Source organism: Paenibacillus sp. S-38, assembly GCF_049942825.1.
In the GTDB taxonomy this organism is placed as follows: domain Bacteria; phylum Bacillota; class Bacilli; order Paenibacillales; family NBRC-103111; genus Paenibacillus_G.
In genome coordinates, this window is the sequence record NZ_CP187970.1 from 3,732,253 (window position 1) to 3,757,676 (window position 25,424).

Below are 25,424 nucleotides of genomic sequence, written 5' to 3' on the forward strand. Positions count from 1 at the left end.
TATGCTCTGCGGATGGTTCATGAGATTTATTTGTCCATCGGTCAAATGGCGGCAAGCTCCCGCTCCAGCGCCTTCTCCACCGGCACATAGTCGAAGCCCAGGTCCCTCGCCACCGCCTCGTACGTCACGCAGCCTCCGGCGGTATTAACCCCGTGGAGCAGCGGGCTGCTGCTCTTGATCGCCCCGTATACACCGAGCTTCGCAATCTGCAGGGCGTAAGGGACGGTCACATTCGTCAGGGCGATGGTCGATGTACGGGGCACAGCGCCCGGCATGTTGGCGACGGCATAGTGCAGCACGCCGTGCTTCACATAGGTCGGCTCATCGTGTGTCGTCATGCGGTCGGCTGTCTCGACGATCCCTCCCTGGTCGATAGCCACGTCCACGATGACAGAGCCGGCTTTCATCGTCTTCACCATCTCTTCGGTGACGAGCTTCGGGGCCCGGGCTCCGGGGATCAGCACTGCGCCGATCACTAGATCGCTTGCTGCGACTTCCTCGGCGATGGTGTACGGGTTCGAAACGAGCGTCTTCACGGAGGAGCCGAAAATATCACTCAGGAGCCGCAGCCGCTCCGGGCTGAGGTCCATGATCGTGACGTCGGCGCCCAGCCCCATCGCTATCTTGGCGGCGTTCGTGCCGACGACCCCGCCCCCGATAATCGTCACCTTCGCCGGCTTCACGCCCGGCACGCCGCCGAGCAGAATGCCCTGGCCGCCTTTGGACTTCTCGAGGAACTGGGCGCCGATCTGCGCGGACATCCGGCCGGCGACTTCGCTCATCGGGGTGAGCAGCGGCAGCGTGCGGCCCGCCTCCACGGTCTCGTAAGCGATCGCCGTGACTTTCTTCTCGGCGAGTGCGCGGGCTAAGGCCGGCTCCGCGGCCAGATGCAGATAGGTGAAGAGCACCAGACCTTCCCGGAAATATCCGTATTCCTGCGGCAGCGGCTCCTTCACTTTCATGACCATATCCGAACGGCTCCAGACCTCGGCGGCCCCTGGGACGGTCTCGGCACCGGCCAAGACATAGTCCTTATCGGTGAAAGAGCTGCCGAGCCCCGCTCCCTCTTCGACCAGGACGGCATGTCCATCCTTTACGAAGGCAAGTACCCCGGCAGGGGTGAGAGCGACACGGTTTTCGTTGTTCTTGATTTCTCTAGGTACTCCGATGATCATGGCTGGCGGCCTCCTTAAGGGGTGGAAATGAACTTAAGGTCAGTATAGTGGGGAACCGCTATAGACGCATTGTGAGGATCGGAGAATTTGGAAAGTCCTGTTTGTGTGTTGTACACAAAGCTGTCATGCCTTGAGAGAACGGAGCTTCTCGGTCTTGAGATCTAGATACAGGGTGACCTTCTGGTCCATGCTGCCGAGATCGATTCCGCCGATCTCGGCGATCCGCTTCAGCCGGTAAGCGAGCGAATTCGCATGAATGTGGAGCCGCTCCGCGGCTTCCTTCAAGTTACTGTCGCACGAAAGATAGGCTTCGAGCGTCTCGAGCAGGGAGCCGTGATGCTCCCGGTCATAGGCCCGCAGCTTCTCGAGGCTCGGGTTCTTGTACCGGGCCGCTCCGTTATGCTCGTCGAACAACGGCAGCCAGCGGTAGAAGCCGAGGTCCCGATAGAACACCATATGGGAGGTTTCCTGCGGAAACCGGGACCGGAGCCCGAGGACGGTCTGTGCCTCGCGGTAGCTTTGCTCGAGCAGGCTGTAGTCGTCGTACACAAGTCCCCCGCCCGCGATATACGGGCCCAGCGGACTGCGTTCCTGCAGCAGGCGGCCGAGCTGGGCCAGCGCTTCCTGCGGCTCGCGAAGAGCATGCGTGTCACGGCATTCCGCGAGAACAATCAGCTGATGGCGGTGCAGAACGAACAGCGGGAACCGGGTGCGTCCTGCGGCGGACAGCAGGTAGGGGATCTCGCCGGAGAGCTTCTCGGGCAGCTCCCGCTCGAACTGCAGGATGGCCGCCGCAAAGGAAGGGGGGAGCGCGACCTGCAGCCGGGCCGCCTTCTCGGCCGCCGCGGCGTGGGAACGGAGATGTCCGGTCAGCAGCTGCCAGAAGAAGTCCTGCAGGCTCTCCTGCTCCCGCCGGCGCTGGGTCTGCTGCTTGAGCAGCTTCGTCCGGGCGGCTCCTACGCCCCGCAGCAGCTGCTCAAGGTCCTCCTCTGTGAGAGAACGGCTCTCTTCGATCACCCAGATATGCCCAAGCACGGTGCCGTTCTGGCGGATGGACACGGCCACGCGCGGTCCGAGGCCGATCTCGGCCATGCCGGGAATCCGCACGGGATCGTCACTTTCCATGAGTCGGGTGAGGATGCCTTCCTTCCACAGGTAGGCGAGCACGTGGTCCGGCACCCTGCGGGAGATGATCGTGGCGATGCGCGCCGGGTCGGTGCCCGGGGTGTGGGAGCTGTAAGCGAGCAGGCGGAAGCTCGCGTCTTCGATCGTTACCGGACAGCGGAGCACCTCGCTGACCGCGTCAGCCAGTTCTTCCAGCGAGTCGAAGCTCCGCTGGTACCATAGTTCTTCAGAAGGAATGGGCATACGGATCAAGCAACCTTTGTATGTATAATGGGTCTGGATTTTTACTCTAGTATTATAGTGGATTTCGGGTAGATGCACATCCTTATCTTCCAGGAGCTTCGTGATTTGACACAAAGAGCACGGCTGATGTTTTGGTTAATCCACAAAGAGGAGGGGGGCTGCCTGTGGTAATATCCATATCGTCAGGGAGTAACCGCTTTCAATTGATTACATAATCATCTCAAGTTCAAGGAGGAGAAGTCTATGAAACAAGGCCAAACAACCGAGCTGCAGCGCGGTCTGGAGCAGCGGCATATCACGCTGATGTCGCTCGGGGCGGCGATCGGGGTGGGATTGTTCCTCGGCTCAGCCTCGGCCATCAAGCTGGCGGGGCCCGGCATTCTGCTGGCTTACGGCCTGGCGGGCCTGGTGATGTTCTTCATCATGCGGGCCCTGGGAGAGATGGCGATCCACCAGCCGGTCGCAGGCTCGTTCGCAAGGTACGCCCGGGAGTACATCTCTCCGGTATTCGGCTATCTCACAGGCTGGAATTACTGGTTCCTGTGGATCGTCACCTGTATGGCCGAGATCACGGCCGTGGGTATCTATATGGAGTACTGGTTCCCAGGTACGCCGCGCTGGATATGGGCGCTGGCGGCGCTGATCATCATGTCGGCCGTCAATCTCATCGCCGTCAAGGCGTACGGCGAATTCGAGTTCTGGTTCGCTCTGATCAAGATCCTCACCATTGTGTTCATGATTGTCACGGGCCTTGGCGTCATTCTCTTCGGCTTCGGCAGCGGAGGGGTGGCTGTGGGAATCAGCAATCTTTGGTCGCACGGGGGCTTCTTCCCTAACGGGATAAGCGGGGTCCTGATGTCGCTGCAGATGGTGTTCTTCGCATATCTCGGCATCGAGATGATCGGCGTCACGGCCGGCGAGGTGCAGAACCCGCGCAAGACGCTGTCCAAAGCAATCGATACTGTCTTCTGGCGCATTCTTATCTTCTATGTAGGCGCGCTGTTCGTGATCATGTCCATCTATCCGTGGAATGAGATCGGCCAGCAGGGCAGCCCGTTCGTGCTCCTCTTCGGGAAGCTGGGCATCGGGGCGGCCGCCGGCATCATCAACTTCGTCGTCCTGACGGCCGCCTTATCCTCCTGCAACAGCGGCATCTTCAGCACCGGGCGCATGCTCTTCAACCTGGCGCGCCAAGGCGAAGCGCCATCCCGCTTCGGGCGGCTGTCTGGCAGCGGTGTTCCGGGCTATGCGGTCCTTGCTTCGGCGGCGGCCCTGCTGGCCGGCGTCGTGCTCAACTACATCGTGCCGGAAAAAGTGTTCGTCTGGGTCACCAGCATCTCCACCTTCGGGGCGATCTGGACGTGGGCGATGATTCTCATCTCGCAGATCCGGTTCCGCAGAAGGCTGCCGCAGCAGGAGATCGGAGGGCTCTTTTACCGGATGCCGTTGTTCCCACTGGCCTCCTATGTCTGTCTCGCCTTCCTGTTCTTCGTCGTATGCCTCATGGGGTATTTCCCCGAGACGCGGATTGCCCTGGCGGTGGGTCCGCTGTTCCTGGTGCTCATGGCCGGCATCTATTACGCAAAGGGGTATCACCGGACGGCGGCGGCAGACGTTCCGGCTGCAGCGGATCCGAATCTGCATCCGGTTAGTAAGTGAGCCGAAGCGGTGAAGCACCGCGTTGCACGGCGGCTCGAATGACGGAATAATCAGGATAACTTTTCCAGAATGAGGTGAAGCGGATGATCCTCTGCCATGTTCGAAGTAGCTAGCTGCCGGGCTGGGTAACACGCGTGCCAGCCGCCGAGGGGGAAGTCTGCCCTTCGGCACCATGCAGCTCTTGCTTCGAACAGGCGCCGGGCGGTTTCAGCCGAGCGGGGATGGGTCACGCAGGATGAGCCAAGGTGCTTGGGGGTTCGCTCCGGGTTTCTTTATGCCGTAAGGTCATAAGGGAGCCGGCAGGAGGGGCCGAACAGCCCTTGGCTCTTTCATTTGTTCACCACTTTGGAAGGGATGGTTCTGAGCATGACAAAAGAGAATGAGGACGAGAATGCCTTTTATGACTTGGTAGGGAGAGGGAACGGCTGGGATTTCAGCGGGGTACGGTGCCGGACGGAAGGCCAGCCTCCGGACTTGTACGGGGATGCGGCACGGTATATGGGGCCGGCTTGCCTTATGCTGGACATCGGGACCGGCGGGGGGGAGGCCGTGCTTCGGGTCGCGGATAACGTGCGCCTGCTCGTGGGGATTGACCGATCCGCAGGTATGATCGAACAGGCGAAGCGCAGCCTGGAACGGACGCTGGAGCTCCCGGCCCGTTTCGTGCGGATGGATGCGAACAAGCTGGAGTTTCCGGAGTCTTTCTTCGACCTGGTCACGTGCCGGCACTCCCCTTTCTCTGCGAAGGAAGTCTACCGAGTGCTTGCCCCGGGGGGCGTCTTCCTGACCCAGCAGGTCGGGGAAGAGGACAAACGCAGCCTGAAGGCTTTCTTCGGGCGGGGACAGCACGGGGGAGCGGCTCCCGGAACGCTCCTGCGCAGATGCTTGGGGGAGCTGCACGAGGCCGGCTTCACGAAGATCGAGTGGGAGGAGTCGGACACCGCAGAATATTACGAGCAGTACGAGGATCTGCTCTTTCTCCTGCTCCACACGCCGATTCTCCCGGATTTCAGGAAGCGGGACGGCGATGCCGAGCGGCTCAGGCAGTATGTGGAGCGGTACCGAACCCCGCAGGGCATTCCGGCGAATGCCGCCCGCTTTATTATTAAGGCCGTAAAATAACCAACCCAAAAAAGCAGAAGCGGTGCCGAATCCCGGCCAGCTTCTGCTTTTTTTTCTTTGTTCGTATAGCGCACGCAGCCGTCTCATCGGCTTATTGATCCTCCAGCGAGGATACGCCGCCCACGCGGACCCGGAACTCGCATTCGCTTCGCGAATAGGTAACCCCGTTAATCGTCACGCTGCCCGGTGTGAACCGTTCGATAATGCCCCCATCCTCGACCCGTACCGGAATATCGTCGGCCGTTCGCTCCCATACCGAGACGCGGAGCTGGAAGAGAGAGGCGGCGAACAGCTCTGTCTCCGTGTTCAGTGCCCTCGACTCGGACATCTCCATCTCACCTCACCCCCCTTATTCTACAGAGTAAGCGGCAATCAATCCACCTGCCATTAGGAAAGGTATGTAGACGAGCCCGATTTATGATGCTTTTCTGAAGAAGAGGTGAGACTTCGATGAAATCTGGTAAGGAATGGGAGTGCATGTGATACAATGGTGGAAAATGCCTGCCGCTCCCGCATCCGATGCCGGAGATGGGGAGGCGAATAAGAGGGGGAAGCTTAGATGCTGAACAGCGGCGAGATCCGCGCTTACCTGTCGAGGCTGGGGATTCCCGGAGTACAGCCGCCGACCTTATCCTATCTGTTTGAGCTTCACCGGGCCCACGTGGAGAAAATCCCATGGCAGACGGTCGATATTGTCGCCGGCCGTCCGGCCTCCATCGACCCCGCCTCTTCGGTCAGGCTCATGACCACCGGCCGCAGCGGGTACTGCTTTCACCTGAACGGCGCGTTCAGTACACTGCTTCTCTCGCTCGGGTATCAGGTGTCCCGGCACCGGGCGGGCGTTCAGCCCTTGGGGCAGGAGCCGCGGATCAATTCATTTCACCTTGGCCTTACGGTCACGCTGCCGGAGGAGCCGCAGCAGCGCTGGATCGTGGATGCGGGGCTCGGGGATATGCCCTGGGAGCCGCTCCCGCTCCTCGCAGGTGAGTATCCGCAGGGACCGCTGCGCTACCGGGTGACGGATTCCCAGGTGGCAGGCGGAGGCTGGAGGCTGGAGCACGATCCTTCCGCTTCCTTCGCGGGCGTGGATGTGGCCCCCGAGGTGGAGCAGGACCTTACCGTGTTCGAGCCCAAGCATGTGTACTACTCCACCTCGCCGGAGTCCCCGTGGATCAACCTGTTCCTGGTCCGTCACCGGCACGCCGAGGGGGCGAACGAGGTGCGCGGCTGCATCTGGAGCCGGAGGGATCATGAGGGGGAAGTGAAGACGGAGCTCCGCACCAAAGCGCAGTGGCTGGAGGTGCTGGGCGATGTGTTCGGCGAGCATCTGGTGCACTACAGCGCCCTGGAGCGAGAGGAGCTCTGGAAGCGGGTGTATGGGATTCACGAAGCGTGGAAGCGGTCCAAAGGGCTGTGAAGCCGGCCGGCCGTGCAGGCAAAAAGGTGTGCTTCGAGCCTGGGGAGCCCGAGTGGATTTTTTGCAGATTTATTTGACAATGGGAGTAGAGTGGTGTAAAAAGGAAATAACTGAATGATCTGACTACATTCAATGACGAGAAAGAGTACGCTGAATCCCTTGATCCCCAGAGAGTTGGCCCTGCGCTGAAAGCCAACGTTCAAGACTCAGCCGAAGATCCTCTCCGAGAAGGAAGGCTGAAGAAGCAGAAGTAAGCCGACCCGGGATCCCGCCGTTACAAGGGACGCGTATGATGGTACGCAGGAAGTGTGCTGAAGGTCGGTGCGTCCGATGCTTCAGAACAAGGGTGGTAGAGCGAGATGGAATCTCGTCCCTTAGGGGGCGGGATTTTTTTGTTTTTACAGCCTTTGTCCAAATCAACGGGAGTGGAGTGAGGAAGCGCCATGAGACAAGTCGACGTGAAAGAAAAAGCAAGAACCCGAGAGCTGCGGATCCTGGAGCAGTGGAAGCAACGCGGTACGTTCCAAAGCTCCATCGATAACCGGTTAGGCAGGCCGAACTTCGTGTTCTACGAGGGTCCGCCCACCGCCAATGGCAAGCCGCATATCGGGCACGTGCTCGGGCGCGTGATCAAGGATTTCATCGGCCGTTACAAAACGATGTCCGGGTACCGTGTCATCCGCAAAGCCGGCTGGGATACCCACGGCCTCCCCGTGGAGCTGGGCGTGGAGAAGCAGCTCGGCATCTCCGGCAAACAAGCCATCGAGCAGTACGGCGTCGCCGAATTCGTCGAGAAATGCAAGAGCAGCGTATTCGAATACGAGAAGCAGTGGAGGGAGCTGACCGAAGCCATCGCTTATTGGACCGACATGGAGCATCCCTATGTCACGCTGACCAACCCTTATATCGAGAGTGTGTGGCATCTGCTGTCTGAGATCCACCGGAAGGGACTGCTCTACAAAGGCCACCGGGTCAGCCCTTACTGCCCCGACTGTCAGACGACGCTGAGCTCGCATGAAGTGGCGCAGGGCTACGAAGAGGTCAAGGATCTGAGTGCGACGGTGAAGTTCAAAAGCAGGGAAGAAGACGTGATCTTCCTGGCCTGGACGACGACCCCCTGGACCCTCCCGGCCAACGCGGCACTCGCGCTGAACAAGGATTTGGACTATGTCAAAGCCAGACAAAACGGCAGCGTATACGTGCTGGCGGGCAGCCTTGTGGAGCAGGTGCTCCAAGAGGATTATGAGATTCTGTCGACTCATAAAGGAGCGGAGTTCGTGGGCACGGCTTATGAGCCTCCTTTTGGCTATATCGAGGTGAACGGGGGGCATATCGTCGTCGACGCGGACTACGTCAGCGATACGAGCGGTACCGGGATCGTGCACATCGCCCCGGCGCATGGGGAAGACGATTACCGTACGTGCCGCCAGCATGGTGTGGAATTCGTTAATGTCGTTAACCTGGCGGGCCGGTATACCGATTCGGTCACCGATTTCGCCGGCCGCTTCGTCAAGGACTGCGATGTGGATATCGTGAAGAGCCTGGCGGAGCGCGGTCTGCTGTATGCCAAGGAGCGGTACCAGCACAGCTATCCCTTCTGCTGGCGCTGCAAGTCACCCCTGCTCTACTATGCGATGGAGAGCTGGTTTATCAAGACCACGGCGGTCAAGGAGCAGCTGATCGAGAACAACCGCAAAGTGGAGTGGTATCCTTCCCATATCCGCGAAGGGCGCTTCGGCAAGTTTCTGGAGGAGCTTGTGGACTGGAACATCAGCCGGAACCGGTATTGGGGAACGCCGCTCAACATTTGGCAGTGCCGGGATTGCGGAGCCGAGTATGCGCCGGGCAGCCTGCAGGATCTGCGCGAGCGGTCCACCGCGCCTGTCGCGGACAGCCTGGAGCTGCATAAGCCTTACGTGGACGAGGTTCACCTGCGCTGCTCCTGCGGGGGCACTATGGACCGGACGCCGGAAGTGATCGACGTGTGGTTCGACAGCGGCTCGATGCCGTTCGCCCAGTACCATTATCCCTTTGGCGACTCCAAGCTGTTCGGTGAGCAGTATCCTGCGGATATGATCTGCGAGGGCATTGACCAGACGCGGGGCTGGTTCTACAGCCTGATGGCCGTATCCACGCTGTATAACGGACAGCTGCCGTACAAGGCGGTCATCTCAACGGGTCACGTCCTCGACGAGAACGGCCTCAAGATGTCGAAGAGCAAAGGGAATGTGGTGGACCCGTGGGAGATCATTGAAGAATTCGGCGCGGATGCCTTCCGCTGGGCGCTCCTCTCGGACAGCGCGCCGTGGAACAGCAAGCGGTTTTCGAAGAGCATTGTGGCCGAGGCGAAGTCCAAGGTGATCGATACGATCCACAATACGCATGCGTTCTATACGCTTTATGCCGCGATCGACCGCTATGACCCGGATGCCTATCCGCCGCGGGTTTCCAGCAATGAGCTGGACCGGTGGGTGCTGTCCAGGCTGAATACGACCCTGCAGAGCGTGGAGAACGGGCTGGAATCCTATGATTTTCTGAACCCGGCGAAGCAGATGGAAGCCTTTGTCGATGAGCTCAGCAACTGGTACCTCCGCCGCTCGCGCGACCGCTTCTGGGGCAGTGACATGACGGAGGACAAAGTATCCGCCTACCAGACGCTCCGCGAAGTGCTGCTGGTGCTGGCGCGGATGATCGCGCCATATACCCCGCTTCTGGCTGAAGACGTATTTGGCAGCTTGGGCGGCGGAGACAGTGTGCATCTGGCCGACTATCCGAAGGTGAACGGGGGGACGATCGACACAGGGCTCGAAAGCGACATGGAAACCGCCCGGCAGATCGTTGAGCTGGCACGGAACATCCGCAGCGAGTCGGGGATCAAGACTCGGCAGCCGCTGTCCGAGCTCATCGTCTCGCTTGACCGGGAATTTCAGCTGAAGGCGTTCGAAGCCGTCATCAAGGATGAAATCAACGTCAAGACCATCCGGGTGGAGCACAGTGAGGGCTCGTTCGTCGAATATCAGCTGAAGCTGAACCTGAAGGCAGCCGGTAAAACGTACGGAAAGCGGGTCGGCGCCATTCAGGAGCATCTGAAAGGACTGTCGGCAGCGGATGCGAAGCTGGCGGTGGAACGAGGCTGGCAGGACGCGGAGATAGCCGGCGAATCCGTTCGTCTGACGCTGGATGAACTGCTGGTGGAGAAGCGGGGCAAGGCCGGATTCGCCTCCGCGTCGGGGTACGGGATCCACGCGGCACTGAATACCGCGATCACGGAGGAGCTGGAGCAGGAAGGCCTGGTGCGTGAGGTGATCCGCGGCATTCAGGATTACCGCAAGAGGCTGCAGCTGCCCATCGAGAAGAGGGTGGTCCTCACCCTGGATGTCGAAGCTCCGCTGAAGGAGGCTTTGGACCGGTTCCGCCACCTGCTGGAGGAGAATGTCCTGCTGGCCGAGCTGCGGTATGCGGCATCACCGGTTATGGAAGAGATCGTCTTCGGAGAGCATCGGTTCCGGCTGCGGATCGAGTAGAGAAGCGCGGGAAAAAAGCGGCCGGCGGAAGACAGAAAGGAAGCAGGCGAGGGAAGACAGAAGCAGGAACACGGGGACAGCAGGAGCGGGTCGGCGATGCAGGAACACGGGGACAGCAGAAGCGGGTCGGCGATGCAGGAGCACGGGGAGAGCAGGAGCAGGTTGGCGATGTAGGAACACGGGACAGGAGGAGCAGGTCGGCGGAAGGCAGGGGGGTGAGTGACCCCGCGGGTCTGCACTTAGTGGACATAATTATTGTTATGTAAACAAATAAGTGCGTTGACGAGTCCGCCAAGGTTGTGAGATAACAGCTAGACTCGTTAAGGGGCCTAGCTAGATTAGGATGAAGCGGCGCAGTCCTTACACCGTTGAAGTGAGGACTGCGCAGGCCATTCATCATGGGGAGCCTTCTCGGGCTGCTGAAGCGCAAGACTGATGCAGGGGAGGAGGCTGTTTACTTCGAGCGGCGGACGAAGTCTTCGATCATTTCCGGCGTGACAAAGACACGCGTAGGGGAGATGCCCTGTGTCGCGTGGGCGTTGATCTCACCTGTCATGGCGTTGATCGCCTCCACGCTGAACGGCTTGCCTTCGGCGCAGAGGCGGACGGCTTCGTCAATGGCCTGCTCGCGCCGCTGCTCGAGCTTCAGGAACTGCTCCAGGTGGGCGTTCTGTTTGCGGGTATGCTTTGTAATGGCATCATGGACACTCATGATCACTGGCTCCTTTGGGCTTGCTGCGCTCATCTTCATTTCATGAAACAGCGCAAAAACTTTACCAACCATCATACTACAGACCTGCAGCGGTGACAACGCAGGGGAACCTCGTGTTCGCTGCAGCGAATGACAGGAGGCATACGCGTGGGCGTACAGCAGGAACTGTTCGACATTTATGATAAGGAAATGAATCCCATAGGCACGGCCTCCCGGGAAGAGGTGCATGCAAAGGGACTGTGGCATCGTACGTTCCAGTGCTGGATCTGGGATGAGGCGGAGCCGGCAGGGGAGGGTAGCATTCTTTTTCAAGAACGGCATCCCGGCAAGGATACGTTCCCGGGGCTGCTTGATATCTCCTGTGCGGGGCATCTGCTGGCCGGCGAGAGCGTAGAAGACGGCGTGCGAGAGCTGCAGGAGGAGCTCGGCGTCGAGGTTCCTTTCGATGCACTCATTTCCTGCGGAATCTTCGCCGAAGAGGATGAGCTGCCGGGCGGGCGGATGGACCGGGAGTTCTGCCATATCTTTCTGCTCCCGCTCAGCCGGCCGCTGGATGCTTACCGGCTGCAGGAGGATGAGGTGACAGGCTTGTACCGCATGCCGCTTGCGATCTTCCGCCGGCTGGCCGAAGGGCTGACCCTGTCGGCTGAGCTCCAGGGCGCGACGGCGGCCGGTGTCCGGCTGGTGCCCTCTGTGCAGACGGTGACGCCGGAGCGCCTGGTCCCGCATACGCCGGCGTATTACCGGCTTGTGCTGGACGCCGTTGAACGGCTCATCGCCGCGGATTGAGGCAAGTAAACATCACTTCAAGAGCCGGTATCAGGGCACCGTGGCCGGCCGTCAGCCCGCTTATTCTTCCGTTTGCGGGCTGACTGACGGCCAGCAGGGAGAACGACGAGCAAAGCATATCGCTTTGGCGAAGACAGGGGGACCGCTGCTCCACATGTCATCGCCATCCGTTTGATATGCCGCTGCAGAGGCGCCTGCCTAGTTTTCATCGGGCTTTTTCCGCGCAGCTGCCGAGCTCTAACCTTCTTGTCGGATTCCGATGCCCAGCTGCCCGCTCTTGAACCTTCCAAGTTAAGCAGCAGGGCGGGTCCAAACCCATTGTACTCAGGCCCTCCGGTTCCGAATGACAGCGGCAGAACCCGCGCATAACCTGCCGGCTCCTTGCGGCCCCATGTTACACGATCAGCATGCGGACGCCTTCGATGACGAAGCCGATCAGGAAGCCGCAGATCGCGCCGTTAACCCGGATCCACTGCAGGTCGTTGCCTGCCTTATCCTCGATCATGGCGATCAATGTCTCATCATCGAGCTTGTCGACATTCTCGCGGACCAGCCGCCCGATCACGGAGTGGTTCTCTTCGACGTAATGCATCACCTTGCCGCGGATCCAGCGGTCCGAGGCGGCCAGTGCCGCTTCGTCCCCCCGCAGCTTGTCGACATACCGCATCACGAGCGGCACAATATAGCGCGGGACGAAGTCCGGACGCTCCAGCGCCTCGAGCAGTTTGCCCTGCAGGCCGCCGAGCACGGAGGTGAGCCGATCCGGCGTCAGGAGGGCGCCGATCAGCTTGGCCTTCCAGCCCTCCAGGGCGGCGAGCAGCCCTTCGCTGCCGCGCATCGCATCGACCTCGCGGCGGATCGCCCCGAGCAGCTTCTCGCGGTTCGGGTGACCTTCGGTCCGCAGGCTCTCGATGTTCGACAGGAGCAGGTTCTGCAGGATGCCGCCAAGCTTGTCCTCGTTCACGAAGCCGAGGAACGCGTTCACCGCGAAGGACATCATGCCCTGCAGCTCGATGCGCTCGATCGCCCGGATGGACATATTGCCGAAGAGCTTGCGCGTCTCCGCCTGGAGCACCCACTGTTCAGCCTTGCCGAGCAGAAAATCGAGCCCCGTTTCGTCGTGGCGGCTGTTCAAGATCTCATCGGCGGCCAAGTTCAGCAGCGGCTTCGGATCGACCCCCTCCGCGAGGCGGGTCAGTTCATCCTGCATCCAGGGCAGATACGGATCCCAGGAGAAGCTCCGTACGGCATCCTTCAGCACGCCGGAGATCGCAGCCTGCACTTCCTCCCGCTGAATCTCGGCGGCCGCGATATCGAGCGCCTTGGCGCTGAGCCGGAAGCCGGCGATCCGCGCCTCGATGCTCTCCTTATTGAGCAGGTGGGTCTCGATCATCGAGACGAGCGCATCCGTGACCTTCCCGCGGTTCTTCGGCAGCAGGCGGGTATGCGGGATCGGGATGCCGAGCGGATGGCGGAAGAGGGCCGTAACGGCGAACCAGTCGGCTAAGCCCCCGACCAGCCCCGCTTCGAAGCCGCCGTGGAGGAGCAGTCCCACCGTGCTTGTCGTATGGAAGGGGAAGGTAGCGGCTAGGCCGCCGGCCATGACGGCCAGCGAGACTCCCGCCAGACGTCTCGATTGTACTTTCTTCATGATGGTGCACCTCAGCTAATGGGATGGATAATAGGTTCATTTCCCGGAGCGGCTGCTCATTTCCCAAGGCGGCACAATCATTTCCCGGGGAAGCGCAGGACTCGATCCGTTTTTCGATTTTTCAGACATTTTCGACATACTGCATCGCGAAGAGAAGGGAGCCTTGAGACTTCTTGGCTTGTAAACACCAATCATTGTCTCCTGAGCTCCCTTGTCTCCGGGAAATATGCAGTTGGATCAGGCTTGCTTGCGCCCGATGGCCAGCGTCGTCTTCAGGACGCCGCCCGCAGGTACGAACGTCAGCTCGTCTCCCCGGTTGAGCTCATCGGTCTTGGCCATCCAGGGCTCGACGCAGATGAATTCCTTGCCGCTCACGGACCACAGCACGACATACCGGAACTCGTCCCCGTATGTCAGGTGGATCACCGTTTGTTCTCTCGGGGAGAACGTAATTTCCCGCTGCTTCGCATCCAGGAAGACGACCGACTCCGGCAGCTGGTCGAGATCGATCACGCGGCCTTCATAGGGCTTCTCTTGATGATCGTTGTAATCGAAGTACCGGGTGGCGTCCGTCTCGTATGCAATCGCCTTGCGGTCTGCCGCGAAGTACGGATGAAAGCCGGGGTACATCGGCATTTCTTCGCCCGACAGGTTGTGATATTCCTGGTCGACCGTCAGCTGCCCATCCTTCAGGCGGTAGGTGAAGCGCAGCAGGAAGTCGAAGGGAAACGAGCTTCTCGTCTCTTCATTGCTCGAGAGGGTCAGTGTGATCGCCGCCCCGTCGGTCGTGTCCGTGCTCTCCACAGTCCAGGAGGAAGTGCGGGCGACGCCGTGGTTTTTCATCTTGTAGGCCTGTCCCTTCCAGGCATAGGCTCCCTCGGCCAGCTGGCCGGAGATCGGGAAGAGGACGGGAATGCCGCCGCGGATGTTAGCCTTCTCGTCATAGAAGGTGGGCTTGTCCAGGTAAAGCAGTTCTTCGCCTCCCGTGCCGTAGGAGATCACGATGCCGCCGCGCTCGGGCGCGATCTTGAACCAGGATTCGGTGGAAGACTCCAGAGCCTCATAAATTTCATAACCATCGGTATAAGAGCGGATGTCGTATGGTTTCATCGCCGGGGTCTCCTCTCGGGTTTTCATTGTCCATTCCTTTTTCTTCCCCTAGATCTTACCATAGTTTGCCCGGCGTCTTCCATCCCGCTCATTCGTTCCTGCCGGCAGTCCGCAGGCTATGTACAAAAGGAGCTGCAAACCGCAGCTCCCCGGGTGCTCGTGCTCCAGAATCCGGCGATCCGGTGTGCGTTAGGGCGAAACCTTGATCCGCTCCTCAAGCGGCTTGAACTCCTTGTCTCCCGGTGGCGCCGTCGGGTGCCCGAACGGCATCTGCGCAATGAGCTGCCAGGTCTCCGGAATGCCCCATTCCGCGCGGACCTTCTCGTCGATCAGTGGATTGTAGTGCTGCAGCGAAGCGCCGAGTCCTTCGAGCTCCAGTGCCGTCCAGATGACGTACTGCAGCATGCCGCTGGACTGCTGCGACCAGGTCGGGAAGCGCTCCGCGTAGGAAGGGAACTGGGCCTGCAGCGCTTCGACGGCGGCCTGGTCCTCGAAATAGAGAATGGTGCCGTACCCCGCGCGGAAGCCGCCCATACGCTGCCCGGTCGACTCGAACTTGTCCGCCGGGACAATCGCCCGCAGGATCTCCGTCGTGAGATCCCACAGCTTGTCATGCTGCTCCCCGAACAGCACCAGCACTCTGGCGCTTTGGGAGTTAAAGGCCGAAGGGGTATGCTTCACCGCTTCGCGGACAATCTCCTGGATCCGCTCCTCGGATACCTGAATCTCTTTGCTGAGGCTATAGATGGTTCGCCGGCTGCGGACAGCCGACAGGAAGTCACTTGCGCTCATGTGGATTTCCTCCTTCTGGTGGATAGTTGTTCCCTTGTCCTTACCCCAAACTTGGAGGGAGGTAACGGCGGGCCATGAATGCCGCAGTGATTTATGTGGTTAAGTGGTTTTCCTTGGCAGAGCTTCCTGTTTAGCCTAACCATTTGGCGGGCTCCTATTCTTTCCATCCCTGCGCGGCGTTGCGTCAGGGACCTAGTAGGCGTAGAATGGGGAGAGGGTTTGCCTGCCGCGGTGCTTCACCAGAAGTCCGATGGAAGCGGGCCGTACCACTTCACGCTATACCAACACCGAAGAAATGAAGGGATATCCGTGCCGTATTTACGTTTCAAAGGCTTCCCCCGCGGGGATGTCGAACAGCTTGCTCCACTTGTGGTGGAGGAATTCGCCCATATCGTGAAGGTTCCGAAGGAGATCGTCAAAATCGAGCTGCTGCCCGTAGAACCGATTCTGAACAGCCCTTTATCCGTGGAGATCCTGATGTTCCCGCGTGAGCAGGCGATACATAACGACGTAGCCGCCAGGCTGCACTCCCTGCTGGAGGAGTACGGTCATTCGCGGGTTCACATTTTTTTCATGTTGCTGAACAGGGCCTTGTATTATAAGGAAGGCCAGCCGCTGGAGTGAAGGAGCTTCAGGTGAAGTAGCTTCAGATGAGCAGCTTCAGGTGAAGTGACTTCAGGTGAGTGACTTCAAGGGCTGGGGGCAGAGAGCGCTGCGGGGTGCTGCTGCTCCGGAAGCAGGGCAGCGTCAAGGGCGGAGAGCCTAATGCAGCCCTCGGCTTCAGCCGACAGGGGGCATGAAAGCGGCCTGACGGGGTGCAAAAGATAGTGACTTTGCAACATAAAGGAACTCAGATTCTTTATTCGGTGATTTCCCGTAATTTCCCGTCGGATAAAGGAACTACGATGCCTTATGCAGCCCGGATGGACGGAAAAGCGGCCTCATGCATCACTATAGCGAACTTCAATTCCGTTATTTCGCAGACTGTCCTGCCGTAGAGGTACATAGCGAACATCAGTTCCGTTATTTCGGGTTTCGTCAAGGTCATACGATACGTTGGCAGTGGTCAAAGAGGGGGAGGCGCCGGATGCTTCTCCTTTTTTTGGCTTGGCTTCCGGGCATGATCTGCTCCTAAAAAAGGAAATGCCCATCCTTTCTCGAATACCTTGTGCAATGGATTCCGGAGCCTGGATGAAACGGGTGCAGAAACGAAGGGAAGGGATGGGATGCTGTGACCGATCTTATCGTACTGCTGCTGGTGTCGGCTGTGGCAGCGGGGCTGCTGCTGGCGGCTTCCAAGAGAAAGAAGCAGCGGGAAGACGCGAAACTGCGAATCACCCCGCCCCTGGACGCCATCCCGGTGGATGATACACCGGACAGGCCGCAGCCCTTCGGGTACAAAGCCCAGTGGTATGCTGTGCGGACCACCGACACCAGGGCCGTGGTGGAGGCCTTCGGCCTGCGGGAGCCCGTCCCCTGCAATTGGAACAGCGGCCTGCGCCTGGCGGCAGCCTTCTCCGCTGTCTTCGTGACCCCGCCCCTCGGGGAGTGGACGCTCGTAACCGGTTGGTCGCTGCCCGACCTGAGCTCCAGCCAGGAGGAGGCGTACAGCGTGACGTCGCTTCTGACGAAGCTCAGCCGGCGGTTCGGCGAAGCCCATTACTACGCCACCCACCGGGTGGTGGAGTATCACGCGTGGGTAAAAGCGGCCGAAGGGAAGCTCGTCCGCGGCTGCAGCTATGTGGGCGAGTCTGACTCGGGTGTGCTGGACTGCGGGGACTCTACGCCCGAGGAGCGGTCACTGGGCCTCCACTTCGAGGACCGTGCATCTCAGGAGGAAGAAGGGAAGGGGGACGGGCGGCCTACGGAGGAAGATGTACTGGCAATGGCCGGCATGTGGAGCGTGAATCCGCTGATGCCGCCCGATGAACAAGCGGGGGTAGGCTGGGCGGGAGGACTTCCACGCCGGGATGCTTGAACGAGAAGGTTAACGGGATAAAGGAGTTGGAGCGATTGTTTACGATGCATCAAGCTGGGGAAGAAGACGCCCGGGCGGTTGCAGCCCTTTTCGAGGAGCTGATCGGGGAGATTATCGAGCGGTCGGGAGGCACGACGGCTGCAGCCTTCGAGGTGGGGGAATCCGTGCAGCTGAGTGCCAGCCTGCTGGCTTCGGGCGCTTACCGCGTGTGGCTCGCCGTATCGGATGAGAGCGGCGAGCCGGCCGGTTTCATTTCTGTGCACGAGAGTGCTTCGCTGTATGCCGGCGGAGCCTTCGGTATCATCCAGGAGCTGTACGTCCGGGCGGCTTACCGCTCGCACGGGCTGGGCCGGCAGCTTACCGATGTCGCGGCCGCCTATGCCGCCGCCGTCGGCTGGAAGCGGCTTGAGGTCTGCACGCCTCCGCTGCCGGCGTTCGACCGCTCGCTCGAATTTTATAAGCGGGAAGGGTTCGAGGTGACCGGCGGCCGGAAGATGAAGCGGATGATCAGGCCGCAGGATCTGTAGGCAGGGAGGGCTGGCGATGGATCTGCAGGATACAGCAGCCAAGATTAACAAACTGAACACTTCGGCACGCCCTCCAGCTGGTGATGAGTCTGTGTTTGATCAAGTGGAGGCTCATCTTCAAGCTCTGGAGCTAAGTGAACAGCTGCAGATTCACAATCTCCTGGAGGTCGAGTCGCTGCGGCTGATCTATTGCTTCAGAGAGAGGAGCAGCTTGGACGATAGCGTCCTGGAGCACTTGATCTGGCGGTACTTTCAGCTTGAACTCACCTTGGAGGGGAACCGTTACACGGATGCTTTCCTGAACGAACTTCTGGCCGAATATTCCAGAAGGCGCTGGCTGGCAGTGGAGAGTTTGGTCATCCGTGCATTGAAAGAGGACCGGCTTAGTGAAGCTCAAGCTAAGGCGGCTGACCTTGTGCTGACAAGCAAAGCTTACGGCAGAGAGAGAGGCTTACCTGTGCAGGAGAGATGTTCGTGAAGGCCGTAGCATTGACAAGGGGATACCTGCCGCAAGAAAGCTTAGCATGCCTAGCCATGCCAATCCCCGTGACGAACGACAAAAAGCGGCGCATCAAACTGCAGATGATGACCCGGCAGCAGCAGAATGGATCAAGAGTTAAGTAGGCAGGCGCTCAAAACCGGTGCGGGGTCGGGCGGACTGCTTATTTATTTATGTACATAAATGGTAAATGGTGGTATTCTTTTCTTATACATAGGATTCCGATGTATGGTTAGCCGAGGTATACCCATTCGAGGGAGAGGAGGCGCCCTAGTGACACCGGTGAACAAAGAACTGCTGAAAGGGAGCACGGTCACCATGATTTTAACCCTGCTCGAAGGAAAAGACCTGTACGGCTACGAGCTGATCAAAGAGCTTGAGCGCCGCTCCGGCGGGGCGTTCGCACTCAAGGAAGGCACACTGTACCCGATCCTTCATCAGATGGAGAGCCAGCTGTGGGTGGAGGCGTATTGGCGGGAAGTGGAGGGACGAAGACGCAAGTATTACAGGATCACAGACAAGGGGCGCGGACAGCTCAAGGAAAAAAAAGCGGAATGGATTCTGTTCCGCCGTTCGGTCGATCAAGTCTTAGGGGAGGACCCCATATGATTCGGGAGTACGAGGAAGTGCAGGACTATCTAAACCAGGTATGCTCGAAGGTCCGTGCACGTGAGGTGCATCAGGAGATCAGAGAGGAGCTCATAAGCCACATTGAGGAGCTTGTCCTGACAAAGGAGGCGGATGGGAGCAGCAAGGAGAAGGCTGTCCCATGGGCTTTGAGGCAAATGGGAGATCCCGCGCAAGTGGGAGGGGAACTGCATAAGATTCACCGGCCGAGACTGAACTGGGTACTTCTGGCAGCGGTGCGGTGCTGCTCTTTGTGATGCTTGGCGCTGCAGCTATGTATGCGGTAGATGCAGGCGGGGCAGCCGGTTTCTTTCAGGGTAAAATCAAAGGCGCGTGGATCGGGTTTGTCATCATGCTGTTCATCTACCGGTGGGATTACCGAAAGTTGGAGCTCTGGTCGGGGAAGATTTATCTGATTGCCCTGCTGCTCGCAGCGCTGGTCTGGAACGTGAATGCGGATATCCTCTACCAGAGCGCTGTGGTCATTTGGGGTCCCTTTTTGTTAGATTGGCTGATCGTCAGCTTCCTGCTTGTCTGCTCAGCAGCTGGACAGCTTCGCGTATGGCGGGAGGGAAGGGTGGTTTTGGCTTAAGACCTCCGTGTTCTACGTTCTTCTGCCCGTACTGTTTTTCTTGAAGCTGCACTGGTACATTGGACTTGGGATGTACTTTACGGGTTACACGATGGTTTCGGTCATCATCACCAAAGCGCACGTGAAGTAGGCTATTCAAACCTGGGGCCTGCTGCTGATCCTGGGTGTCTTCGCATTAGCGGTAATGGACCGGCCCAGCCCGTACCTGAACAGGATGAATGCCTTCTTGCATCCCGAATCTGTCTCCAAAGACGCATCTTATCAGATGGTGAAAATACAGGAAGGGCTCCAAGCCGCAGGCTGGTGGGGACAAGGGCTGGGACCGGCACAGCATCATCTTCCCGGCTATGCTCAAGAAGCAGTCCTGGCTTATCTCATCTACACTTTCGGATGGTGGTTTGGCCTGATCGTGATCTTCCTGGGCTGCATGCTCATTACCCAGCTTTGGTCGGCAGTTTATCGAGTACAGGACCCCTTCGGCAAGCTGCTCTCTGCGGGTCTTGCAGGGATGCTCAGCTTTCAGTTTACGTACAGTCTTCTAATGACGTTCGGAGGGCTTCCGATCATCTCGATTTCCATCCCTTTCTTGAGTGCCAGCAACGACTATATGATCATCGAGTTTGCTGCTGCCGGACTCATTCTGGGAATTTACAGGCGTAAGGATCTCGTAATGAACCGGACAGAGCGGGCTATGCCATAGAAAGTGGGGAGCTATTCGTAATGTGAGGAGTGAACCGGTGGATGCCGTGATTCGCGCCCTTCTGCAGATTGAATTGGGAGACAGATTTCTTGGGAAACTGGCGATCGCTCGAGAATCGGTATCAACCCTTCATGTTTCATTTAACAGGGAGCTAACAGGGAGCAGCACGCCGCATCTGCTCCCTGTTTCATTGAGCAACTCAGCAGGATATGGGAGTAAAACTCCCAATGTGCTTCATGTTCCGTCCCCAGCTTAGGTTTGGGCATTCAAAATCAGCCCCGGGAGGTCAGGAACAATAACATCTTGACCTTGGCCGGGTCAGCCTGCGCGGCGGGAGCGGGCCTGGGTCAGCCCGGCGAGAACCATGCCGGTCAGCCCCAGCATGATGGCCACAATGGCCCCGGCCCGCCCGCTGCCGGTGCCGAAGCCGCCGGTGGTGTTGGCCAGGTGGATCCCGGCGAGGACTATGCCGGCCAGCCCCGCCACCGCGGCCGAGATAGCCCCGGCCCGGCCGCTGCCGCTGCCGAAACGACCGGCGGAGCGGGCCAGTGACAGCCCGCCGATGACGACGCTGACCAGCCCCGCCGCCGCGGCCGAGAGGGCCCTGAGTCGCCCGGAGGTAAATCCGAATCCGATAGTACCGTCAGTCACTCCAGCGGAGGCCAAGGCCAAAGTTGGTACAAAAAGAAGTGTACAAAGGATTAGGAATGAAACCAGAAGCGTTTTTTTCATGTGTTCACAGCTCCTCATTCTTGTTTTGCGTTGCAATCATGGGTTGGATTTTCTTTATTTGCAGACCCTGCTGCCGCGTCCCCATGCTCAAACCCAGTTTATCAAGACCATGTTAAGAACTTGTGGAGAAGGTATCCTTTTTTCGTGGCGATCATCCATTGGCTTAGAAATCAAGCTATAATACGAGTAAAAAACAGCAGAAAGAAGCGGGAAATGGATGAAAACAACGTTACTTCTGGTGGATGATGAAGTGAAAATGCTGGAGGCGATGGCTTCCTATTTACAAAATGAAGGATATCGGATTGTGATGGCCACGACGGGCAAGGATGCGCTGACTGCAGCAAAGACGGAGTGTCCGGCTTTGGTTGTCTTGGACTGGATGCTTCCGGGAATGAGCGGTATTGAAGTTTGCCGCGAACTTCGAAACATGGGGTCTTATGGAATCATTATGCTGACGGCAAAAACGGAGGAGGCGGATAAAATTATCGGTTTGGAGATCGGGGCCGATGATTACATGACAAAACCCTGCAGCTTGAGAGAGTTAGCGGCGAGGATACGTTCCATCTTACGCCGCATCCAGGGCAAATCCGAAGAACTTCATACGATGGTAAGGGGAGACTTGACGATTATCGAATCGAAATGCCAAGTCATGAAGGAGGGTGAGGAACTTATTCTCACGCCTACGGAATTCAAACTACTGATAACTTTGGCCGCCAAACCCGGTATTGTCTTCAGCCGGCTCCAACTGATGAAATCGGTCATGCAAGATGATTTCATCAACTACGAGCGCACGATTGATTCCCACATCAGCAACCTGCGAAAGAAGATTGAGCGTGATCCGGCAAATCCCCACTATGTTCAAACCGTGTTCGGATTCGGTTATCGATTCGGTGACAGGCTATGAAGGTACGGTGGTGCATCGGGGATAAATTGTTTGGCGCGATGGCGGTTTTGGTGCTTTTTGTCACGGCGGGCTACTTCGGGGCAACCCAGGGCTACTTAAAGAACCGATTTGAGGATTACTTCAAAGAAAAAACCACAGAGCGGTTTGAAACCCACTATAAGGAGCATCAACATTCATGGGAAGGCATTGAGGGGATAAGAACTTCATATGAAGGGGAGCGGCGAAGTCCGGATCAGCGCGAGATCGCTCTATTGTCCCCTGACGGGAGCCTCTTGTTCCATAGCGGAGCGGGCGATCCCGGGTCGTTGATACGGACAGGAAAACGGAATACCGTCATGATAAACGGAGCGACCGTAGGCACGATCTATGTCGACAGGTGGGAAACGGCCGAAGATGATCGGATCAAAAAATACATTCTGGACTCCATGCGCACCTCAGCTTTGCGGGTGCCGTTCGTAACCGGGTTCCTGGCACTGCTTCTCGGCTTATGGTTAACCAAGAAGATAACGCAGCCCCTGAACCGGCTCATTCCCGCCATTCATCAAATTGCAGCGGGTGAGCTTCCCCTTCGCATTGCTGTGACAACAAAAGATGAGTTCGGGAAAGTAACGGAATCGTTCAATCATATGGCGCAGCAGTTGTTTCGTGCAGAAGAGGTGCGAAAAAACTTGACAGCCGATGTGGCGCATGAGTTAAGGACGCCGCTTTCCATTATTCATTGTCATATGGAAATGATCCAAGAGGGAGGGCGGGACATTCCTCCGGAAACCTTATTGCCTATACAGGATGAAGTCATCCGTTTGTCCAAGCTGGTCGACGATCTCCACCAGTTGACGCTGGCCGAAGCAGGCAGGCTGCGGCTGGACCGATCCCCAACCGATCTGGTTCCCCTGTTGGATCGGATCCTTGATATGTTAAAGCCGGAAGCGGAGGAACGACATATCGAGATGATTCGCTCGTATCCGGAACAGCCATTGCATGCGCTCGTTGATGCTAACCGAATGACGCAGGTATTCTATAATTTGTTGGTCAATGCCATGCGATATACCCCGTCCGGCGGGAAGATTTCGATTCGAGTCACGGAACGTTCCCACGAGAAGTCGCGTTATGTGTCAGTCACGATTGAGGATTCCGGAGTAGGGATTGAAGCGGAGCGGCTTCCCTTCCTGTTCGACCGTTTTTATCGAGTTGAAGAATCACGTTCCCGTCATACGGGCGGTATGGGTCTTGGGCTTGCGATTGCCAAAGAATTTGTCGAGGCTCATCAAGGCGTGATTTCGGTACAAAGCGAGGTTCATCGCGGGACCCGGTTTACTGTACAGCTGCCTTGCCCGCAGCAAAGCGTGAATCCAATTAACGGGGAGGGCTAGGTTCCCAAACGGACCATTTGGTGTAACAGGAACTGGACAACATTTGTAAAAAGAACGGCGTGTTTGTCCATCCGGCGGATCGCCGAATGGGTGAAGGAGGGGCTGAGCATCGGCGCAGCGGCGTCATCGAAGCACTCCGAGGATCTGGCGTGGAATTGGGGTATTCCCCTGGTGTCCTTCTGCGAGATCAAGGAGATCGATGTAACGATCGACGGAGCCGACGTAGCGGATGGCGAAGCCAAACTGATCAAGGGATGCGGAGGCGCGCTCCTCCGGGAGAAAGTCCCCGCCCACCACAGCCGCCGGATGATCGTCATTGTCGACAAGTCGAAGCTGGAGGGCGTGACGCCGTCGCAGTACCGCTATTCGGCGGATGTATGATTCGGGGACTGAACCATTCTCGCGCAGCTGTTTACCGGACGGTCTCCTTGCTAGCCCATTCCAATGACGTGAGCGATATCGTCAACGAGGTATATATCCAAATTTGGAAGTCGGCACATCGTTACGACAGCAGCAGGCCGCTTCGCAGCTGGATACATGGAATTACGGTGAGGCAGGTCTGCAGTTACCGCAGAATGCTGTGGAAACGATTCCGGCTGTTCGAACGGACAAGTGCAACTTACCAATCGACGAAATCGTCCAATTATGATAAAAATATTCATAATCATAGAGTAAGTAGGTGGGAGAGAGGGAGGGGTATGGTGATCTCGAGCTTTAACCGGAAGATACGGCTGGTTATGGCAGGTGCAGGGATGCTTTCAATCTTGGTTGCTTTTGCTTATCTTCTAGGTTTTTATGGTACGGCATTCATGGGATTCGAGAAAGGTTCATATATTCCGGAAATAGATTTCTGGGCTTACGTTAGTTTAGGATTCGGTGTGTGCCTTCTGGGATTACTGGCTTTCTCACGCTCCAGACAAACGGATAGGAAGCTAATCCTTGGGAGCACGTTTGGAATTGTTTTTCTGGCCCTGATTCAAATAGCGCCCTTGTTATTGTGGTTATTTGTAAGTGTAAGGTATCCTGTCCACTTGGTCTCGGCTATACCGCATCTCCTAATAATTTGGCTGACAGTTTGGTTATGCCGGTTATTTACAAACAAAACAACCTAGATTGTGATTGGAGCTGTTGCGCCGCGCTAACCGTTATGTGTTATGTAAGACAATGCAGCTCGTTGGAGAAGAGGGAGATTGACTTAAAATGGTTGAAGGGAATGATTCGGATCTCTCGTCATAAGAAGTGATTAGTGACAACATTATTGTAAAAGGGCAGGAACTACTCCATGAACCTATTCATCCTATGCGTAATCGCCGCAGCCATTTATTTCCTTCTGATCTTTCCGACCCAATGGCTCAAGGTGGAACGGGTTCGCCACGGTTGCGGGCTTGGCATCCGGGTTCTTCAGATCAGCGACCTGCACGTCGAGAAGCTCCGGATCGCTCCGGAAAGATTGACCCGGCTGATTCAAAAGGAGGCACCGGATTACATTGTGCTCACGGGAGACTTTACACAAAAATCCCGGTATCTGTCCAAGGTGCAGCAGTATGCCGAGGCGATTGCCGAACCGGGTATTCCGGTGGTTGCCGTACTCGGGAATCATGATCACCGCTTGCACCCGGCCGCTCTTCATGAGCTCATCCGGATTCTCGAAAGCACGGGGATCGGGGTCCTCAGGAATCAGTCCACCGTCGTGGATCACTTTCAAATGGTCGGGATCGATGATTTCAGCAGCAGGAAAAGCATGGTGGATCAGGCATTCGAACACGTCGATCCGAATCGGCCGGTCCTGGTCCTGGCCCATGACCCCAATCTGATTCCTCATATTCAGCGCCGATATACTTACCTCATGGCCGGCCACTTTCACGGGAAGCAGTTCAACGTGCCCTATCTGTTCCGCTTTATTAACAAAGGCAAGCTGGCAGCCGCGGGGATCTATAAGGGAATGCACGAGGGGACGCACGGCCCGTTTTATATCTCAAAAGGGATCGGCCAGGCGGGCATGAACGCCCGGTTCCTGATTCGCAGCGAAGTTACGCTGCATGAACTCTGAGGAGTGAATTAAACAACGCATCACGTAACGTTTGGATGATGGAGCAGATGCCGCAGGCAGCTGCTCCTGTTTTCATTTGTACCTGTTAAGCCGGGCTGCTGACCGATTGAAGCTTTTACATTTCAC

General features: G+C 57.8%; 27 protein-coding genes and 1 other annotated feature. Of the genes, 19 read left to right on the forward strand and 8 right to left on the reverse strand.

Features of this window, described 5'->3' with window-relative positions; translation table 11 throughout:
- Positions 1 to 41: 41 nt before the first annotated feature.
- On the reverse strand, positions 42 to 1,175 hold the full coding sequence (ald, locus tag ACP26L_RS17230) for an alanine dehydrogenase (protein ID WP_426454344.1): 1,134 nt from the start codon (positions 1,173 to 1,175) through the stop codon (positions 42 to 44).
- Positions 1,176 to 1,298: 123 nt separating this feature from the next.
- Positions 1,299 to 2,543, reverse strand: a complete 1,245-nt coding sequence (locus ACP26L_RS17235; protein WP_426454346.1) for a PucR family transcriptional regulator — start codon at positions 2,541 to 2,543, stop codon at positions 1,299 to 1,301.
- Between the two features lie 243 nt (positions 2,544 to 2,786).
- Here ACP26L_RS17235 and ACP26L_RS17240 point away from each other — a divergent pair, with 243 nt between their 5' ends.
- Positions 2,787 to 4,202 carry an amino acid permease gene (locus ACP26L_RS17240; RefSeq protein WP_426454348.1) on the forward strand — a complete coding sequence of 472 codons (1,416 nt, stop codon included), beginning with the start codon at positions 2,787 to 2,789 and terminating at the stop codon, positions 4,200 to 4,202.
- A gap of 366 nt (positions 4,203 to 4,568) precedes the next feature.
- Positions 4,569 to 5,324 carry a class I SAM-dependent methyltransferase gene (locus ACP26L_RS17245; protein WP_426454349.1) on the forward strand — a complete coding sequence of 252 codons (756 nt, stop codon included), beginning with the start codon at positions 4,569 to 4,571 and terminating at the stop codon, positions 5,322 to 5,324.
- A gap of 91 nt (positions 5,325 to 5,415) precedes the next feature.
- On the opposite strand, the gene ACP26L_RS17250 is transcribed toward ACP26L_RS17245, so the two are convergent.
- Positions 5,416 to 5,658 (reverse strand): hypothetical protein, encoded by a 243-nt coding sequence (locus ACP26L_RS17250; protein ID WP_426454351.1) that lies wholly within the window; start codon positions 5,656 to 5,658, stop codon positions 5,416 to 5,418.
- Between the two features lie 225 nt (positions 5,659 to 5,883).
- On the opposite strand from ACP26L_RS17250, the gene ACP26L_RS17255 reads away from it, so the two are divergent.
- Both ACP26L_RS17255 and ileS read left to right on the forward strand, forming a co-directional pair.
- Positions 5,884 to 6,741 (forward strand): arylamine N-acetyltransferase family protein, encoded by an 858-nt coding sequence (locus tag ACP26L_RS17255; protein WP_426454352.1) that lies wholly within the window; start codon positions 5,884 to 5,886, stop codon positions 6,739 to 6,741.
- 123 nt (positions 6,742 to 6,864) lie between these two features.
- Positions 6,865 to 7,119: a binding site (T-box leader), on the forward strand.
- Positions 7,120 to 7,184: 65 nt separating this feature from the next.
- Positions 7,185 to 10,265 (forward strand): isoleucine--tRNA ligase, encoded by a 3,081-nt coding sequence (gene ileS / locus ACP26L_RS17260; RefSeq protein WP_426454354.1) that lies wholly within the window; start codon positions 7,185 to 7,187, stop codon positions 10,263 to 10,265.
- Between the two features lie 454 nt (positions 10,266 to 10,719).
- On the opposite strand, the gene ACP26L_RS17265 is transcribed toward ileS, so the two are convergent.
- Positions 10,720 to 10,977, reverse strand: coding sequence for a YpbS family protein (locus ACP26L_RS17265; protein ID WP_426454355.1), 258 nt, complete (start codon positions 10,975 to 10,977; stop codon positions 10,720 to 10,722).
- A 147-nt stretch (positions 10,978 to 11,124) separates the two neighbouring features.
- Here ACP26L_RS17265 and ACP26L_RS17270 point away from each other — a divergent pair, with 147 nt between their 5' ends.
- Complete coding sequence (locus tag ACP26L_RS17270) at positions 11,125 to 11,766, forward strand: NUDIX hydrolase (RefSeq protein ID WP_426454357.1); 642 nt, start codon at positions 11,125 to 11,127, stop codon at positions 11,764 to 11,766.
- A gap of 394 nt (positions 11,767 to 12,160) precedes the next feature.
- Here the strand turns inward: ACP26L_RS17270 and ACP26L_RS17275 are convergent, their stop codons facing one another.
- The 3 genes from ACP26L_RS17275 to ACP26L_RS17285 form a co-directional block, all read right to left on the reverse strand.
- On the reverse strand, positions 12,161 to 13,417 hold the full coding sequence (locus ACP26L_RS17275; RefSeq protein ID WP_426454359.1) for a DUF445 domain-containing protein: 1,257 nt from the start codon (positions 13,415 to 13,417) through the stop codon (positions 12,161 to 12,163).
- 237 nt (positions 13,418 to 13,654) lie between these two features.
- Positions 13,655 to 14,527 carry an aldose epimerase gene (locus ACP26L_RS17280; protein WP_426454361.1) on the reverse strand — a complete coding sequence of 291 codons (873 nt, stop codon included), beginning with the start codon at positions 14,525 to 14,527 and terminating at the stop codon, positions 13,655 to 13,657.
- A 189-nt stretch (positions 14,528 to 14,716) separates the two neighbouring features.
- Positions 14,717 to 15,319 (reverse strand): nitroreductase family protein, encoded by a 603-nt coding sequence (locus ACP26L_RS17285; protein ID WP_426454363.1) that lies wholly within the window; start codon positions 15,317 to 15,319, stop codon positions 14,717 to 14,719.
- 309 nt (positions 15,320 to 15,628) lie between these two features.
- Here ACP26L_RS17285 and ACP26L_RS17290 point away from each other — a divergent pair, with 309 nt between their 5' ends.
- From ACP26L_RS17290 to ACP26L_RS17330, 9 genes are all read left to right on the forward strand, one after another.
- Entirely contained in the window at positions 15,629 to 15,943 is a 315-nt protein-coding gene (locus ACP26L_RS17290; protein ID WP_426454365.1) for a DUF1904 family protein, read from the forward strand.
- Positions 15,944 to 16,550: 607 nt separating this feature from the next.
- A complete protein-coding gene (locus ACP26L_RS17295) occupies positions 16,551 to 17,297 on the forward strand; it encodes a hypothetical protein (protein WP_426454366.1) in 747 nt (248 codons plus the stop codon).
- A gap of 44 nt (positions 17,298 to 17,341) precedes the next feature.
- Positions 17,342 to 17,824 carry a GNAT family N-acetyltransferase gene (locus ACP26L_RS17300; protein WP_426454985.1) on the forward strand — a complete coding sequence of 161 codons (483 nt, stop codon included), beginning with the start codon at positions 17,342 to 17,344 and terminating at the stop codon, positions 17,822 to 17,824.
- Positions 17,825 to 17,840: 16 nt separating this feature from the next.
- The gene (locus ACP26L_RS17305) at positions 17,841 to 18,302 is read left to right on the forward strand and encodes a hypothetical protein (protein ID WP_426454368.1); all 462 of its coding nucleotides are present in this window, start codon (positions 17,841 to 17,843) and stop codon (positions 18,300 to 18,302) included.
- 294 nt (positions 18,303 to 18,596) lie between these two features.
- A complete protein-coding gene (locus tag ACP26L_RS17310; RefSeq protein ID WP_426454370.1) occupies positions 18,597 to 18,932 on the forward strand; it encodes a PadR family transcriptional regulator in 336 nt (111 codons plus the stop codon).
- Positions 18,929 to 19,207 (forward strand): permease prefix domain 1-containing protein, encoded by a 279-nt coding sequence (locus ACP26L_RS17315; protein ID WP_426454372.1) that lies wholly within the window; start codon positions 18,929 to 18,931, stop codon positions 19,205 to 19,207. The genes ACP26L_RS17310 and ACP26L_RS17315 overlap by 4 nt, the downstream gene beginning before the upstream one ends.
- On the forward strand, positions 19,192 to 19,542 hold the full coding sequence (locus tag ACP26L_RS17320) for a hypothetical protein (RefSeq protein ID WP_426454374.1): 351 nt from the start codon (positions 19,192 to 19,194) through the stop codon (positions 19,540 to 19,542). Before ACP26L_RS17315 ends, ACP26L_RS17320 begins: the two co-directional genes overlap by 16 nt.
- 7 nt (positions 19,543 to 19,549) lie before the next feature.
- Positions 19,550 to 19,672 carry a hypothetical protein gene (locus ACP26L_RS17325; RefSeq protein WP_426454375.1) on the forward strand — a complete coding sequence of 41 codons (123 nt, stop codon included), beginning with the start codon at positions 19,550 to 19,552 and terminating at the stop codon, positions 19,670 to 19,672.
- Between the two features lie 54 nt (positions 19,673 to 19,726).
- Positions 19,727 to 20,242: an FtsW/RodA/SpoVE family cell cycle protein gene (locus tag ACP26L_RS17330; RefSeq protein WP_426454377.1), complete on the forward strand. Its 516-nt coding sequence runs from the start codon at positions 19,727 to 19,729 to the stop codon at positions 20,240 to 20,242.
- A gap of 318 nt (positions 20,243 to 20,560) precedes the next feature.
- Here the strand turns inward: ACP26L_RS17330 and ACP26L_RS17335 are convergent, their stop codons facing one another.
- Positions 20,561 to 20,974 carry a DUF6223 family protein gene (locus ACP26L_RS17335; RefSeq protein ID WP_426454379.1) on the reverse strand — a complete coding sequence of 138 codons (414 nt, stop codon included), beginning with the start codon at positions 20,972 to 20,974 and terminating at the stop codon, positions 20,561 to 20,563.
- Positions 20,975 to 21,191: 217 nt separating this feature from the next.
- On the opposite strand from ACP26L_RS17335, the gene ACP26L_RS17340 reads away from it, so the two are divergent.
- The 5 genes from ACP26L_RS17340 to ACP26L_RS17360 all read left to right on the forward strand — a co-directional run bounded on the left by ACP26L_RS17340 (position 21,192) and on the right by ACP26L_RS17360 (position 25,298).
- Entirely contained in the window at positions 21,192 to 21,878 is a 687-nt protein-coding gene (locus ACP26L_RS17340) for a response regulator transcription factor (RefSeq protein WP_426454381.1), read from the forward strand.
- Positions 21,875 to 23,248 (forward strand): sensor histidine kinase, encoded by a 1,374-nt coding sequence (locus ACP26L_RS17345; RefSeq protein ID WP_426454383.1) that lies wholly within the window; start codon positions 21,875 to 21,877, stop codon positions 23,246 to 23,248. The genes ACP26L_RS17340 and ACP26L_RS17345 overlap by 4 nt, the downstream gene beginning before the upstream one ends.
- A gap of 63 nt (positions 23,249 to 23,311) precedes the next feature.
- Positions 23,312 to 23,629: a ribose-5-phosphate isomerase A gene (locus ACP26L_RS17350; protein WP_426454385.1), complete on the forward strand. Its 318-nt coding sequence runs from the start codon at positions 23,312 to 23,314 to the stop codon at positions 23,627 to 23,629.
- Complete coding sequence (locus ACP26L_RS17355) at positions 23,626 to 24,360, forward strand: sigma factor (protein ID WP_426454387.1); 735 nt, start codon at positions 23,626 to 23,628, stop codon at positions 24,358 to 24,360. Before ACP26L_RS17350 ends, ACP26L_RS17355 begins: the two co-directional genes overlap by 4 nt.
- A gap of 170 nt (positions 24,361 to 24,530) precedes the next feature.
- Positions 24,531 to 25,298: a metallophosphoesterase gene (locus ACP26L_RS17360; RefSeq protein ID WP_426454388.1), complete on the forward strand. Its 768-nt coding sequence runs from the start codon at positions 24,531 to 24,533 to the stop codon at positions 25,296 to 25,298.
- The last annotated feature ends 126 nt before the right edge of the window (positions 25,299 to 25,424 follow it).